The 13,560-nt window shown below is 43.7% G+C and carries 15 protein-coding genes; 6 read left to right on the forward strand and 9 right to left on the reverse strand.

The window, feature by feature from the left end; all coding sequences use genetic code 11:
* Positions 1-22 precede the first annotated feature (22 nt).
* Entirely contained in the window at positions 23-634 is a 612-nt protein-coding gene (locus EBI00_RS10760; RefSeq protein WP_123095938.1) for a MarC family protein, read from the forward strand.
* Positions 635-748: 114 nt separating this feature from the next.
* Here the strand turns inward: EBI00_RS10760 and EBI00_RS10765 are convergent, their stop codons facing one another.
* Positions 749-1,264 carry a hypothetical protein gene (locus EBI00_RS10765; protein WP_123095939.1) on the reverse strand — a complete coding sequence of 172 codons (516 nt, stop codon included), beginning with the start codon at positions 1,262-1,264 and terminating at the stop codon, positions 749-751.
* 37 nt (positions 1,265-1,301) lie between these two features.
* Here EBI00_RS10765 and EBI00_RS10770 point away from each other — a divergent pair, with 37 nt between their 5' ends.
* Both EBI00_RS10770 and efpL read left to right on the forward strand, forming a co-directional pair.
* Positions 1,302-2,456, forward strand: a complete 1,155-nt coding sequence (locus tag EBI00_RS10770) for a M14 family metallopeptidase (RefSeq protein WP_123095940.1) — start codon at positions 1,302-1,304, stop codon at positions 2,454-2,456.
* Between the two features lie 132 nt (positions 2,457-2,588).
* Positions 2,589-3,161: an elongation factor P-like protein EfpL gene (gene efpL / locus EBI00_RS10775; protein WP_123095941.1), complete on the forward strand. Its 573-nt coding sequence runs from the start codon at positions 2,589-2,591 to the stop codon at positions 3,159-3,161.
* Positions 3,162-3,240: 79 nt separating this feature from the next.
* Here efpL and trmJ read toward each other — a convergent pair whose 3' ends face one another.
* From trmJ to EBI00_RS10800, 5 genes are all read right to left on the reverse strand, one after another.
* Positions 3,241-4,023, reverse strand: a complete 783-nt coding sequence (gene trmJ, locus EBI00_RS10780; protein WP_123095942.1) for a tRNA (cytosine(32)/uridine(32)-2'-O)-methyltransferase TrmJ — start codon at positions 4,021-4,023, stop codon at positions 3,241-3,243.
* An 83-nt stretch (positions 4,024-4,106) separates the two neighbouring features.
* Positions 4,107-5,396 (reverse strand): J domain-containing protein, encoded by a 1,290-nt coding sequence (locus EBI00_RS10785; RefSeq protein WP_123095943.1) that lies wholly within the window; start codon positions 5,394-5,396, stop codon positions 4,107-4,109.
* A gap of 62 nt (positions 5,397-5,458) precedes the next feature.
* Complete coding sequence (locus EBI00_RS10790) at positions 5,459-5,866, reverse strand: acyl-CoA thioesterase (protein WP_123095944.1); 408 nt, start codon at positions 5,864-5,866, stop codon at positions 5,459-5,461.
* Positions 5,867-5,911: 45 nt separating this feature from the next.
* Positions 5,912-6,928, reverse strand: coding sequence for a GGDEF domain-containing protein (locus tag EBI00_RS10795; RefSeq protein WP_123095945.1), 1,017 nt, complete (start codon positions 6,926-6,928; stop codon positions 5,912-5,914).
* Positions 6,929-7,045: 117 nt separating this feature from the next.
* Positions 7,046-7,393 (reverse strand): SUI1 family translation initiation factor, encoded by a 348-nt coding sequence (locus EBI00_RS10800; RefSeq protein ID WP_123095946.1) that lies wholly within the window; start codon positions 7,391-7,393, stop codon positions 7,046-7,048.
* 151 nt (positions 7,394-7,544) lie between these two features.
* Here EBI00_RS10800 and EBI00_RS10805 point away from each other — a divergent pair, with 151 nt between their 5' ends.
* Positions 7,545-8,090: a GNAT family N-acetyltransferase gene (locus EBI00_RS10805; protein ID WP_123095947.1), complete on the forward strand. Its 546-nt coding sequence runs from the start codon at positions 7,545-7,547 to the stop codon at positions 8,088-8,090.
* Here the strand turns inward: EBI00_RS10805 and EBI00_RS10810 are convergent.
* The 3 genes from EBI00_RS10810 to EBI00_RS10820 are packed head-to-tail and all read right to left on the reverse strand — an operon-like array spanning position 8,027 to position 10,375.
* Positions 8,027-8,788, reverse strand: a complete 762-nt coding sequence (locus EBI00_RS10810) for a pseudouridine synthase (RefSeq protein WP_241557016.1) — start codon at positions 8,786-8,788, stop codon at positions 8,027-8,029. The genes EBI00_RS10805 and EBI00_RS10810 overlap by 64 nt on opposite strands.
* Positions 8,788-9,726 (reverse strand): D-2-hydroxyacid dehydrogenase, encoded by a 939-nt coding sequence (locus EBI00_RS10815; RefSeq protein WP_123095949.1) that lies wholly within the window; start codon positions 9,724-9,726, stop codon positions 8,788-8,790. The genes EBI00_RS10810 and EBI00_RS10815 overlap by 1 nt, the downstream gene beginning before the upstream one ends.
* 19 nt (positions 9,727-9,745) lie before the next feature.
* Complete coding sequence (locus EBI00_RS10820) at positions 9,746-10,375, reverse strand: arylesterase (RefSeq protein WP_123095950.1); 630 nt, start codon at positions 10,373-10,375, stop codon at positions 9,746-9,748.
* Positions 10,376-10,399: 24 nt separating this feature from the next.
* Here EBI00_RS10820 and EBI00_RS10825 point away from each other — a divergent pair, with 24 nt between their 5' ends.
* Positions 10,400-11,083, forward strand: coding sequence for an ABC transporter ATP-binding protein (locus EBI00_RS10825; RefSeq protein WP_123095951.1), 684 nt, complete (start codon positions 10,400-10,402; stop codon positions 11,081-11,083).
* A complete protein-coding gene (locus EBI00_RS10830) occupies positions 11,080-13,539 on the forward strand; it encodes an ABC transporter permease (protein WP_123095952.1) in 2,460 nt (819 codons plus the stop codon). Before EBI00_RS10825 ends, EBI00_RS10830 begins: the two co-directional genes overlap by 4 nt.
* Positions 13,540-13,560: the final 21 nt, after the last annotated feature.

Raw genomic sequence — 13,560 nt, forward strand, 5'->3', positions numbered from 1 at the left:
GTAATGTTAATCCGAGTACCTAATGAGCGCTGAGTTTTCTATTTTATCTGCCACCTTATTGTTTTTGTTCGTTATCGATCCGTTCGGTAATATTCCTATTTTGTTATCTGTGATGAAGGGCGTTCCTCAGAAACGTCAATATCAAATCGTGGTGCGCGATGGTTTGATCGGTTTGATTATTTTGGTGTGCTTCTTGTTCTTCGGTGCCGAGTTTTTGGCACTGTTGCATTTGGAAACGGAATCCATTTCGATTGCTGGTGGCGTGGTGTTGTTCGTGATTGCGTTGAAGATGATTTTTCCTTCACCTTATGCGAAAGATGCGGGGCCTGTGATGGAGCCTTTTATTGTGCCAATTTCTATTCCCATGTTGGCAGGACCATCCACTTTGGCGACCTTGTTGGTGATGGTTAAAAGCTACCCAAATGATCAACAAGACCTGCTGATCTCTGTTAGTGCGGCATGGGGTACTTCCGTGGTCATTTTGGCAATGGCTCCGTTGTTGAACCGAGTGTTGAAAGAAAAAGGCTTAGCAGCGCTAGAGCGATTGATGGGCATGTTGTTGCTAATGATGTCAGTCCAGATGCTCGTGAATGGTATTCGTAGTTTATTCACGCATACGTTAGCTTCATTGTAGAAAAGCTATTAGCTGAACCATTACCCCTTTTACATAAGAGCTAATGGTTCTTTGGGCATCTAAGTCGGTGGATGTTGAATAGCCAGTGGCTCTGGTGGATATTCCCTAATATGATTAATTTTCTACAGCCGGAATGTCACTGGGGTCGATAAGTCCATGTTCTACCGCAATTTGTAGAAGCAGAATGACCAGTTCATCGGGTGGTAATAGATGTAAAGGCGTTGTTTGACCTTGTTCCGCTACGGCGTCGTCTAGGTCAACGTCACGGTCTTGAAACCATGAGTGAATACTTTGTACTTCGAAGCTAGGCTCTAAGCCTTTTATGTCGTAAGTGGCTTCAACTAAAAGACTAAGAGATTCTGGTTCAAGAGCGTAAATCACGTCGGTATCAAACTCATTTATCCACTCTGCTAAAATATCGCTGGCTTCAAAGCCAAATTCATAGAGTTGTTGTTCATCAAGGTCGTGTGCGTTAGGCTCGATACGATGGTTTTCCAGCCACTCGTCGTCGGGAATTACCAGCACTTCTTTTACTTGTGCTTCGTGAGTAGACCAGGTGAAAAGTAATGGGAAGGATGGCTCGTCGGAAGAGTTGGCGACAGCCGTCATGAATATAGGTAAACTTGCCATAATTTAGAACCAATGTTTGATTGTTAAGGAAGAGTAAATGACCAGCCGAATCAAGATCAGTAGTGCGTTTGATGGCGGTAACATCTCCGTTATTAATGCTTCGGAGCCGGACAATATTAGAGTAAAGATCCCTAATGATACAAACTCTAAATTTTTGCAGTGGTTTTATTTTCGATTACAAGGCGGAATGGGTGAGCAATGTGTTATCCATTTTGAAAATGCCAGCGATGCTGCTTACCCAGATGGTTGGGTCGATTATCAAGCGGTAGCCTCTTACGATAGAGAGTATTGGTTCCGCGTACCGACAGACTATGTAGATGGCAAACTGGTGATTACTCATCAACCAGAACAAGACAGTGTTTATTACGCGTACTTTGCGCCTTACAGCTACGAACGTCATTTGGACATGATTGCTTGGGCCGCCAGTCATGAGGACTGTATAACCGATCACTTGGGTGAAACGGCCGAAGGACGAGATATCACCTTGTTGGAAGTCAGTAAGACACAAGGTTTAGCAAAAAACATTTGGATTATTGCTCGTCAACACCCTGGCGAAACCATGGCAGAATGGTTTATCGAGGGCTTGCTAGAGCGTTTATTTGATGAGTCTCATCCGATTGCTCGTTCTTTACTAGACCAATGTCGTTTTTACATAGTGCCCAATATGAACCCTGATGGCGCTGTATTGGGTAATTTACGAGTCAATTCTAAAGGTGTCAATTTGAATCGCGAATGGAAAAATCCTACGGCAGAATTTAGCCCTGAAGTATTAGCTGTACAGAGAAAAATGGCAGAAACGGGCGTCGATATGTTTCTGGATATTCATGGTGACGAAGCATTGCCTGTCAATTTTGTCGATGGCTGCCAAGGTGTCCCTTCTTTCGATGATCGTATGGCCGCGATGGAATCCTTGTTTAAAGAAACTTTTGTGGCCGTGAGTCCTGATTTTCAGTCTGAAATCGGTTATCAGCCTGACCAGTTTGGCGAAGCCAATTTGACTGTGGCTACTAAGTGGGTAGGGGAAACCTATCGCTGTTTGTCTTTTACCTTAGAAATGCCATTTAAGGACAATCAGAATTTGCCAGATGATGTGGTCGGTTGGTCCCCTGAGCGCGCTAAGATTTTGGGGGCGGACGTTCTATACCCCATTTATCAGGTTATTTTAAGTTCTCATATGAAAGCAAATGAGTGATTTATATGTCATTAATCCATGTTTGCTATCTAGCGCGTTTTGCGAATTTGCATTAGGATTTGCTCCGTCGAAACGGCAATAAATAAATCCTTCTTTATTTATTATATCAATCTCTTGTTAGGACAAACAAAAATGCCAAAGGCGAGTGAAATTAAAAAAAATACGGCGATTAGCTATGACGGTAAAACCTATATCATAAAAGATATTGAGCGTTCAGTCCCACAAGGACGCGCTGGTGGAAGCCTTTATCGCATGCGTATGTATGACGTCGTATCTGGTCGCAAGTTGGACGAAACTTTCAAAGATTCAGACATGGTAGATCTTGCAGACCTAGTGCGCCGCCCTGTTATGTTTTCTTACTCAGACGGAGATGAATTTGTCTTTATGGATGATGAAGATTACACACCATACAGCCTAAACAGAAAGGCCATTGAAGAAGAAATTTTGTTTATTAACGAATCGACTCAAGGCATTCAAGTTGTTTTGGTCAACGAAGCACCTGTGGCATTAGAGCTACCAACCAACGTAGAGCTAGAAGTCGTAGAGACTGACCCTTCTATTAAGGGTGCTTCTGCTACCTCTCGTAACAAGCCAGCTAAATTGTCGACTGGTGCTGTGATTCAAGTGCCAGAGCATATTTCTACTGGTGACCGTATCAAGGTCAATGTAGAAGAGCGTAAGTTTGCAGGTCGTGCTGAGAAGTAATTCTTCCAACGTCTTGTAAAAAAATGCAGCCAATTGGCTGCATTTTTGTTTAGAAAATAAAGTATAAGAAAGAGCTTACTTACTCTTTTTTAGCCGCTTCTTTCATTGCGTCTTTGGCTTTTTTCTCTGGATGATTGTTTGCTTCTGTCAGTCCAGCTTCGCGTTGTACCGCAGCCAATACGCCGCGTAAAATCCCTAGTTCTTGTTTCTCAGGACGAGAGCGATTAAAGAAACGATGTAACTTATCTAGAACCTTGCCTGGATGGCTACGGATGATGAAGTTGATACCAAACAGTGTTTCTTCTAAATGTTCGTAGAAAAGATCCATGTCTTTCTTATGCGGGTATTCAGGCGTTTCTTTTTTGTAGTTTTCTTTATTCTGGTTTGCCATCCATATTTCATAGGCGACGATTTGTACCGCTTGTGAAATATTCAACACTGGATATTCGTCGTTGGCGTCGATATAGACTTGGCGATGACATTGAGCGATTTCGTCGTTTAATAAACCAGTTGTCTCTCGGCCAAAAACGATAGCAACATTATGATCCACCGCTTCTGGAATAACACTTTCGGCGCATTCACGGGCATTCATGATAGGAAGTTGAAACGTACGATGACGAGCGCTTGTGCCAATGACAAGGCTACAGTCAGCGATGGCTTCTTCCAAGGTAGGAACGATAGTGGCATTTTCAAGTAGATCAACAGCACCTGCCGCGCGGCTGGTGGCTTCATCCGATGGGTAATCGTTAGGCTCTACCAGATACAAGTTCGTTAGCCCCATATTTTTCATAGCACGAGCGATCGCGCCAATATTACCAGGGTGAAAGGTATTAATAAGAACAATTCGAATATTACTTAGCATGGGACGTAAAGTACTCAGAGTTAGTGGGTTGAAGGTTATTGGTTTGAGGATTAATAGGCCGTCTGTAAAATGCCGTTGGGCGGTTAAGGCGTGAGCGAAAGGGTTTGCTCAGTGCTAGCAAAATCGGCCTTGTCTAAAATGATTTTGTGCGTTCTATTAAAGACAAACTGGTTACAGGTTTGATGATACAGGGAACCCGTCATCAACACCATTCGGTAATTTCCGTAGGGAATGTAATTGGCAGCATAAGCACGTTTAGGGTGTAAGTAGATGGAGAAGGGGGCTTTCCCATCGTAAGACTCAAACCTTAAAATACTATGAGTTGGAAGCTGATTTAATATTCTTAGCCGACTCTTGCCTTGTGCTTCACCGAGTAGTTCACCGTGCTTCGGTGCGATACCTGGGTGTCCAACACATCCTGTTTGTTGGGCTTGTTGATGGTTGCCGAAACCAATGTCTTTTGCTTGAACCCAACCACTGATACCTTGATATCGCACGGTTAGCCAATCGCCTTGGAGTTTGACTCCCTGCAAGTCAGCTTGTGCAGGCATCACTTCGAGTAGGTTACTACTCGCGGTTGGTTCTGCGTAAAGACTCGTTTCCATCAATGTGTGTCCATTGCCCACTCTAAATTGAGGATACAAGCCACTAACGTAGGTCGCGGCTTCGTTTTGCGGCCCGGTTCTTTGTATCAAAGATGGCCAGAATTGTGCCGTGACCATTCCCGCTGCAAAAAAGGACAGACAGAGGCTGGCTTGTAATAGCGTCTTTCCTGCCTTATTGCGCAAGAAACGGGAGCGAGACTGGGTATGAGTTTCTGCTGGTTGAGCATCATCATAATCAAAAGAGTCATAGGGGGGGATATCCCTACTATCGTCGACGGTCTTTTCCTCATGAAACCCATCTGATGAAAACTCTCGAGACGCCTTGTAAGCCTCCTCATAAAGCGCCTTTACTCGCTTTTCATTCAGGCTGTTTCTTGCCGCTTGAATGGCGTCATTGCGTGCTTTTTCATGTTGTGCATTATTGCGTTTCATTTCTTCGTAGGCGCGCTGACGCTCTTTAACAAAGGCTTCTTGATCCTGGTCTGACGCAGATGATGTATGCCTATACCGATTTTTAGCGCCTGAGCTCTGCGTGTTTTCTTTAGTAAAGGTGAACGGCTTCCAATCCTGAACAATAGCACTTTGACGAATGGCGCTTGTCACATTTTCATGAGCTTGCTGAAGACGTTGAAACAAAGCCGTGGTGTCAGTATGAGGGTTTTTATCAGGATGATAGCGTCTTGCAAGACGCTTGAAGGCAGCTTTGGCTTCTTGCTCAGTCGCTGTGGTAGGGATTTCTAACAGCTGATAGTCGTCTATTAAGCTCATGGTCGAGGATAAACATCCATGTGATCAAATTGGATTAATGTTGTACGCGCATTATGCACGATTTACTTATCCAGCAAAACGTCTGCCTGTTCAAATACCACAGGGCGACCTTCTTTGTTCGTTGATGTGACTGTCATGTTTGCGTTGAGCATCAAACGGTTGTCAACACTGCGATACACTTGTTGGTGAAATACCAATTTCAGACGGGATAGGCGTTCAACCTGAATGTCAATGTAAAAGGCGTCACCACTTCTAAGTGACCCCTTGTATTCAAGTTCGGCTTTCATCAATACGAGATGAATGCCTTGCTGTGTAATGGCAGCAAAATCTAGGCCTCGGTCTTTAATGAACTGGTGTCGAGCGTGTTCTAAGTAATTTTGATAAACCGCATTGTTGACAATACCTTGCATGTCACATTCATAATCTCGAACATCAAAATAAATACGATGTCTTAGTGTGTCAGATTCCATCAGAGAAACTTTCCTTTTTATTCGCGAATGAGAGGACAAATTCCGTTATTCATAATGAGATACGGTATTTTTTCTACAACGCTTTGACTTGTTTAAACTTTTTTGAGCGCGCTCAATTAACTGTTTTGGACTTTCGCTACCCACTACGGTTACTACGCCGATAGTTACGGTCACTTGTCGCAATAGTGTTTGGGTATTTTTATAGCGAATTTTCTGCGAAGCGACATGATCTTGTAATTGATTAGCTAGCGAGGTCGCATCACTCAGCTCAGTTTCTTTAAGTAACGCGGCAAAGCGGCCACCTTCGATCCGAGCTAGTACACAGTGCGGAGGTAATTTAGCTTGTAAAAGTTTGCCCACGTAACGTATTAATGCGGCTCCAGCTTTCTCGCCGTATTCCTTGTTTATTCCAGCCAAATCATCAATATCAATTAATAATAAGCTCAAATCATCTTCTGCTTTCTGATTGAAGGCAAACAAGTAGCGTTCGAAGCCTTTCACATTAGCGAGTGAGGTCAGCAAGTCTGTCTCATCGGATTTTTTGCCGCTTGATTTTGATAAAGCGACTTTTAATGTAGCCAGCTCTTTTTGAACCTCCAGCAGATGCTGACTGTATTGCTTAATGACTGTATTTGTCTCCAAAGCGCTCTGTTCAAGCATGACAGTCAGTTGTTCTAGCTGACCATTGTCTGGTTCCTGTTTCAGCTCAGCGCTGACCTGAGTTAACTTGGTGCTGAATGCTGTTAATTGTGTTAACGCTGTTTGAGTGTCTGAACCTAGCGTGGAAGAAAGAGTAGTGAGTGTTTGATTATGGCTTTTGGCTTTTTTTGCTTCTACAGGAAGTAAAAATTCGCGGTACAAATCAGATGAAACAAAGGAGGGCAAGCTACCGAATCTGCGTATTGCCTTGTCGACTATTTGGTTAAGCTTTGGGGTACTGTTTGATGCATATTCATACCAGATCCCATAGTTTTCAGGTGTTGGCGGTATGTTGAGCTTAAGCATAAGCGGGATCGCTGAGCGCATCCGCTGATTGGCTTGTTTAATACCCTTTTGAAACATTGAAACCTCTTCTGTTACAGCTTATTAGACAAAGACCTCCCATTTCGTTTGTCCGTAATACAAATTAGGTTGTGAGCTTAGGCGTAAGATAATATGGCTAACGATAACGAATAGCTATTATCTACCAGACAATTTACTAGAAAATCCTTCTTTTTCGAGTAATTCTTTTACTTTCAGTCGGTTATCACCCTGTATTTCGATTTGACCTGCTTTGACAGCGCCACCCGTTCCACATTGAGTTTTGAGTTTTTTGCCTAGTATTTTTAAAGCGTCTTCCGTTATCGGCAGTCCTGTTATAACCGTCACCCCTTTTCCTTTACGACCTTTTGTCTCTAGTGTTATCAAAACCTTACCATTCCCAACAGGGCTGACTTGGCTTTTACACTGGCAATTTACAATAGATTGCTCACAGCTTGGGCAAAGCCTGCCTTGATCAGTTGAATAGACAATATTGCGATCTTTCATAACGGTGTTCTCATTGTGAATGGCTGACGACGAAAACTCTAAATATTACCACTTAATGGTAAATTCAACAGCGACAAACAAGGATTTTTCTAGCAGCTGCCGGAATACTGCACTAAAGTGATGCCGTTAATGACTTGAGTGGGTTTCTATTATGGAGAAATACCTATCGATTCGTCTGGCAAGGGAAGGGGATATCAAGCAACTGATGCTGTTTGAGTTTCGTAATCGTGGCTGGTTCAGTCGGTTCTTACCTTATTTACCGCATAGACAAAAAATCGATTTGTTTATCAAGCAGAGTTTAACTCGACCCTTAGCAACACAACACTACTTGGTGTTTTTGTCTAATGCGGTTTTGATTGGCCGGGTTAGTGTTCAATTTTTAGATAACCTTCAAGAAACAGTAGAAATTACGTACAAGGTGTCCAAAGCTTTTTGCAATAAGGGCATTGCTAAACACGCGTTAAAACACCTGCTGATTGTTTGGGCGAGCCAAGGTGTTAAAAAGGTTCACGCTCATATCACCGACCATAATATTGCTTCCAAACGCGTTCTCGTGGCTTGTGGCTTCACCTTACATGAGAGGCAATCACAAGCCATGAATTTAAACAACCAAGTACATGACTGTCTTGTCTATCAATGGTCTGCGAACGGAGAGTTGGATTGTTCAGTTTCGTTAACTTTAAAGGGTTCCAATTGACTTAATATATTTAATAGTTGTTCACCCAGTTCAGCTTGTATCGTCATTTTTTTTTGGCTAACAGGATGAGTGAAATACAAACTGGATGCGTGAAGCATTAAACGAAAGTCATTTGGCCACATGGTTTTGGCAACCTTGTTTACATGTCTGCAACCGTAACAGGAATCACCCACTAATGGGTTTAAGTGATGTTTAAAATGTCGCCTAATCTGATGCTTTCTCCCTTGTTTAGGGGTAACTTTGACCCAGCTAAGCCGCATGACGTTATAGCGACTAACAGGGACGGGAAGTTGAAAGCGCTGCTGCGTTATAAAGCCTGTTTGGGCGTCTTTTTCCGTTCCTTCAATCTTGAATCGAGAACGACCTTTTTGTTCGTTTAGTTTAGCGAGAGGGTAATCGATTAGGCCGGATGCGTCACAAAAACCTCTTACTAAACAGTGGTAGGTTTTTAGCGTTTCCGACTGTGCAAATTGCGTTGAAAGTTGTCTTGCGATATCAGGCGTAAAAGCCATGATAAGCACCCCTGATGTGCCTCTGTCTAGGCGATGTACAGGGAACACCCATCGCCCTGTTTGATCCCTAAGCCTTTGTACCACGGCATCTTCCTCATCTTTGGCAAGATGTGTTCTATGAACCAATAAGCCCGCTGGCTTGTTCACAGCTATGAGGTGTTCATCTTGGTATAAAATCTCTAACATCAGTGTGACTTATCAACAAAAATAGCGATCTTGTCCATCGCAATGTCCACTAAGGTTTGCATGGCTTCGTTGCTGGCCCATGCCACATGAGGTGTGAGTAGGAAGTTAGGACGTTGGCATAATGATTGAAGTGGGCTATTCATTGGCATGGGTTCTTGAAGGGCGACATCAAACGCAGCACCCGCAATGTGACCATTCTCAAGCGCCCCTTTAAGGGCTAACTCATCAACAATTCCACCGCGACTCATATTTAATAGAACAGTACTCGGCTTCATTAAGTCGAATTCATTTCCACTGATTAGATTTTTCGTATCGGGCGTTAAAGGACAATGAATGCTGACAATGTCAGCGATTTTAAGAGCCGAATCAAACTCCACATAACCTGGTCTGATATCACTAGCGCTTTTTCTTTCTGCGAACACCACTTTCATACCAAAAGCGAGGGCGATCGCTGCGACTTTTTTGCCTAATGTGCCACCTCCTAAAATAACAAAGGTGGACCCAGCTAGGTCTTTAATTGGATAATCTAAAAAGCAAAAATATTCAGAAGACGCCCATTTACCTGCTTTAACATCCTCTAGATACGCAACCAAATTACGTCTTAAAGCCAACAACATAGCAAAAGTGTGCTCTGGCACGCTGATAGTCGAATAATCTGTCACGTTTTGCACAAGAATACCCTTCCGTGAACATGCTTCTGCATCGACATTATTGGTGCCTGTTGCCATCACTTGAATCAGTTTCAATTGATTAGACGCGGCAATAGCGCCTGCGTTAATAACCACTTTATTGGTCAAAACAATATCGGCGCCTTGAATGCGTTGAGCAACTTGGTCTTCCGAAGTATTGTCAAACATGACAACATCTTTCGCGGCGAGTGGCAGCTCAATGCGAATGTGATGGGGAAAAGAGCCTCTGTCTAAAAAAACGGCCTTCATATTTATTCCTTATTATTGTCTATTTATTCTTTTCCAGTAATGGCAACAAGTGTGGCAGGATGTTCTCAAGTATGACAGGTTGGCCATCTTTGTTTGGATGTAATCCATCGTCTTGCATTAGCGCGTTGTTAAGCGCGACGCCTTCTAGCATGAATGGCAGATACGCTAACGCGTATTTGCTTGCAATATCCTTGTACAAATCAAAAAACATTTGCGTGTAGCGTTTACCGTAGTTTTGGGGGATCTGATTGCCAACCAGTAAGACAAGAGCGTCAGCTTGTTGAGCTTGCTCAACCATGGTTTCCAAATTTAAAGTGGTCTGTGAAAGAGGGTAACCACGTAAAGCATCATTAGCGCCAAGTTCTAGTATTACCCAACTTGGTTGGTGTGTATTGAGCAAAGCTTGAAATCTCGATAAGCCGCCTTGCGTTGTTTCACCGCTAACGCTGGCATTGACCACCTTTATATCTGGGTGTGATTGTGAAAGTTGAGTTTCGAGTAAACTAACCCAACCATCTTGTTGTCGTAAGTTGTAAGCCGCACTCAGGCTATCGCCCATGACCAATAAGGTAGAAGCGGTAGCCAAAGAGCCGATAACGGACAATGTGAAAATGACGCACACTTTTTTAACGAGTCTTTTTACAAACATATTAAACCTTTAGAGTAATGTATTATGACCAGTAACACCGCGATCAAAGTAACTAATTTAACGCATACCGTGACTTCGAATACAGGGAATTTAACCATATTGAAAGGAATCAATATGGAAATCAAGGAAAGTGAGTCCGTTGCTATCGTGGGGTCATCCGGTTCAGGAAAATCTACCCTTTTAGGTTTGCTCGCGGGTCTTGATGTTAACACTTCTGGCGACATTTTGGTTTATGATCAGCCTTTTTCTGGGCAGTCTGAAGAAAAAAGAGCCCTGATTCGAGGTGAACATGTCGGCTTTGTGTTTCAATCATTTCATCTTCTACCCAGTTTACAAGCTATTGAAAACGTCATGTTACCCGCAGAGTTAAAAGGCGATAAGGATGCACGTGTCAAGGCAGAAGCCTTGCTTGAGAAAGTTGGTTTATCTCATCGTCTTACTCACTACCCACGCCAACTGTCAGGCGGAGAACAACAGCGTGTAGCGATTGCCAGAGCGTTTGCTTCTAACCCTAAAATACTTTTTGCTGATGAACCGACAGGGAATCTAGACGAGGAAAATGGCAAATTAATTATCCAGCTACTGTTTGATCTTAATCGGTCACAAGGCACTACGTTAGTCATGGTAACGCACGACAACGAACTCGCTAAGATGTGTGATCGCCAGTTGGTCATGTCCGCAGGTCAATTAACGGAAAAATCCCTATGAGCTTTACGTTTCGCTTAATGCTGAGAGATCTTCGAAGCGGAGATCTGCTTACTCTTTTGCTTGCATTAATTATTTCAGTGAGCACAGTCACTTCGATTGGTTTGTTTATCGATCGTCTGCAATTATCTTTTGAAAAAGAATCCGCAACTTTACTGGCAGCGGACCGACTAGTAAGGTCAGATGATGAGATTTCAAAAGACTGGGTTACCAAGGCCACGGATCTGAATTTACAATACGCTGAGCGTACATCGTTCACTACTATGATGTTTGCGAATGATGCTCTGCAGCTGTCTCAATTGAGCGCAGTCACCGACGCGTATCCTTTGCGCGGCCGTTTTTTAGTCGATGACAGCCTGTTTGGTACCGGATATAACACAATCGACATTCCACAACCGGGTGAAGTCTGGGTGTCATCGCGGTTGGCCAGCTTGCTAAATGTGGATATTGGCGATCAAGTTGAAGTAGGCGATACATCATTGACTATTGCTAAGCTCTTAGTTCGTGACCCTGGTTCAAGTACTTCCGCTTTTGCTATTTCACCTCGCGCCGTAATGAACATGGCCGATGTGGCAGCCACAAACGTTATTATTCCGGGCAGTCGCGTTCGATATTCACTTTTACTGGCTGGTGACAAAGCGGCATTAGATGAATATGAAAATTGGGTGACACCACAATTTAATGACAGTCAGCGCTGGCGAACCCCGGTTCAACGTGGTGAACGTATTGGTGACACAATTGGCCGGGCAGAGTCCTTTTTGTTACTGGCGGGCACTTTGGCTGTGGTTATGGCTGGGGTGGCCATGGCATTAGCCTCAGCTCGATTTGTAAAGCGTCATTTAATGCAAGTGGCCATATTAAAGACATTAGGTGCGACACCTAAGTTGCTAGGCAAGGTGTTTTTCCAGCAGCTCGCTGTGTTATTTATAGTGGGATCTGTTTTGGGTTTGGCTATTGGCTGGGGAATTCAAGAAGTTATTGCTTCGATTCTTTCAGGGCTTATGTCAACAGGATTACCTGAGCCGTCAGTAATTCGTTTATGGCTTGGGGCAGCGACCGGCTTGATTTCCATGCTGGTGTTTTGTTTGCCACTCATGTCACACCTCATTAAAATATCGCCTTTGTCCGTTTTGCAGCCTAATGCGCGGGTCGAGCTAAATTCCGCGCTCATTTATGTCGTTGGCTTTATGGGTATTTATGGATTGATGTGCATTTATACCAATGGCTTTTTATTACCAACCATAATGACAATCGCCATTGCTGGGATTGCGCTTTTTGTCGCAGGTATCGGGTGGCTGGCCTTTAAACTGGGCCGCTCTTTGACGTCCGGCGCGACCAGTGGCTGGCAGATTGGTCTGGCGTCTTTATACCGACGCTTGGTTCCTAATCTATTTCAGCTGCTTGTATTTACGTTAATTATTATGCTGACCTTGATTTTGATTGGCATTAAATCAAATCTGATTGCGGATTGGCAACAGCAATTGCCAGAAGACGCGCCAAACCATTATTTGTTTAATGTGCAGGCCAATCAAATCGAGTCAATCAATAGCGCAACCGACGCTCTCAATGTTCCCAGATCAGATTGGTACCCTATGGTTCGTGGCCGAGTTGTTTCGGTAAACAACGAATCTGTTCAAGATTTGTACCCAGATGAAAGAGGGGAGCCTGAACTGTATGAACGTGAATTGAATTTGACTTGGTCTGATACCATAGGACAGGGAAATACGCTTGTTTCTGGGAATTTTTCGGCTGAAGGCTTGTCTGTAGAGCAAGAAGCAGCCAAAGAGGCCAATCTAACGCTGGGCGATGAATTGTCGATCAACATTGGGGGGAATCTCGTTACGCTGCCAATTACGTCTATTCGCACCGTTGATTGGGGATCCATGCAGCCAAATTTCTATTTAATTCTGCCAAGGAGCGTATTGCAGGACTATCCTGCTAACTTCGTCAGCAGCTTATTTATTGACGAAACATCCGCGCAACCCTTTTACAAATCCATGGCGCAATTCCCAACGGTGTCTATTCTCAATGTTGGAGATGTATTGCGACAAATTCAAACCATCATAGGCCAATTGTCGAAAGCGATTCAGTTGGTGCTTTTTTGTATTCTCAGTGCTGGCGCTCTGGTTTTATTAGCCAGTGTGCGCTCGACGTTAGAAGAGAGATTAGAAGAGGGCGCATTGTTGCGTGTTTTGGGGGCGAAAAGTGCACTCGTTCGCCAAGCCTTATTGGTTGAATTTGGGGCGTTGGGTTTTTTTGCAGGCTTAATTGCCGCATTAGGCGCAGAAGCTTGTTTGCTTGGACTGCAAGTGTTTGTGTTCAATTCAGCCCCGAGTTTCCACCCGTCTCTTTGGTTGTTTGGACCCGCTATTGGTATTGGCGTCATCACCAGTATCGGATTATTGGCTAGTCGAAAAGTCCTTAATGTTCCGCCTATGCACTTGCTTCGTGACTTATAAATGTCGCAATGTTTGGTCAAT

This window comes from Marinomonas hwangdonensis, assembly GCF_003721245.1.
In the GTDB taxonomy this organism is placed as follows: domain Bacteria; phylum Pseudomonadota; class Gammaproteobacteria; order Pseudomonadales; family Marinomonadaceae; genus Marinomonas; species Marinomonas hwangdonensis.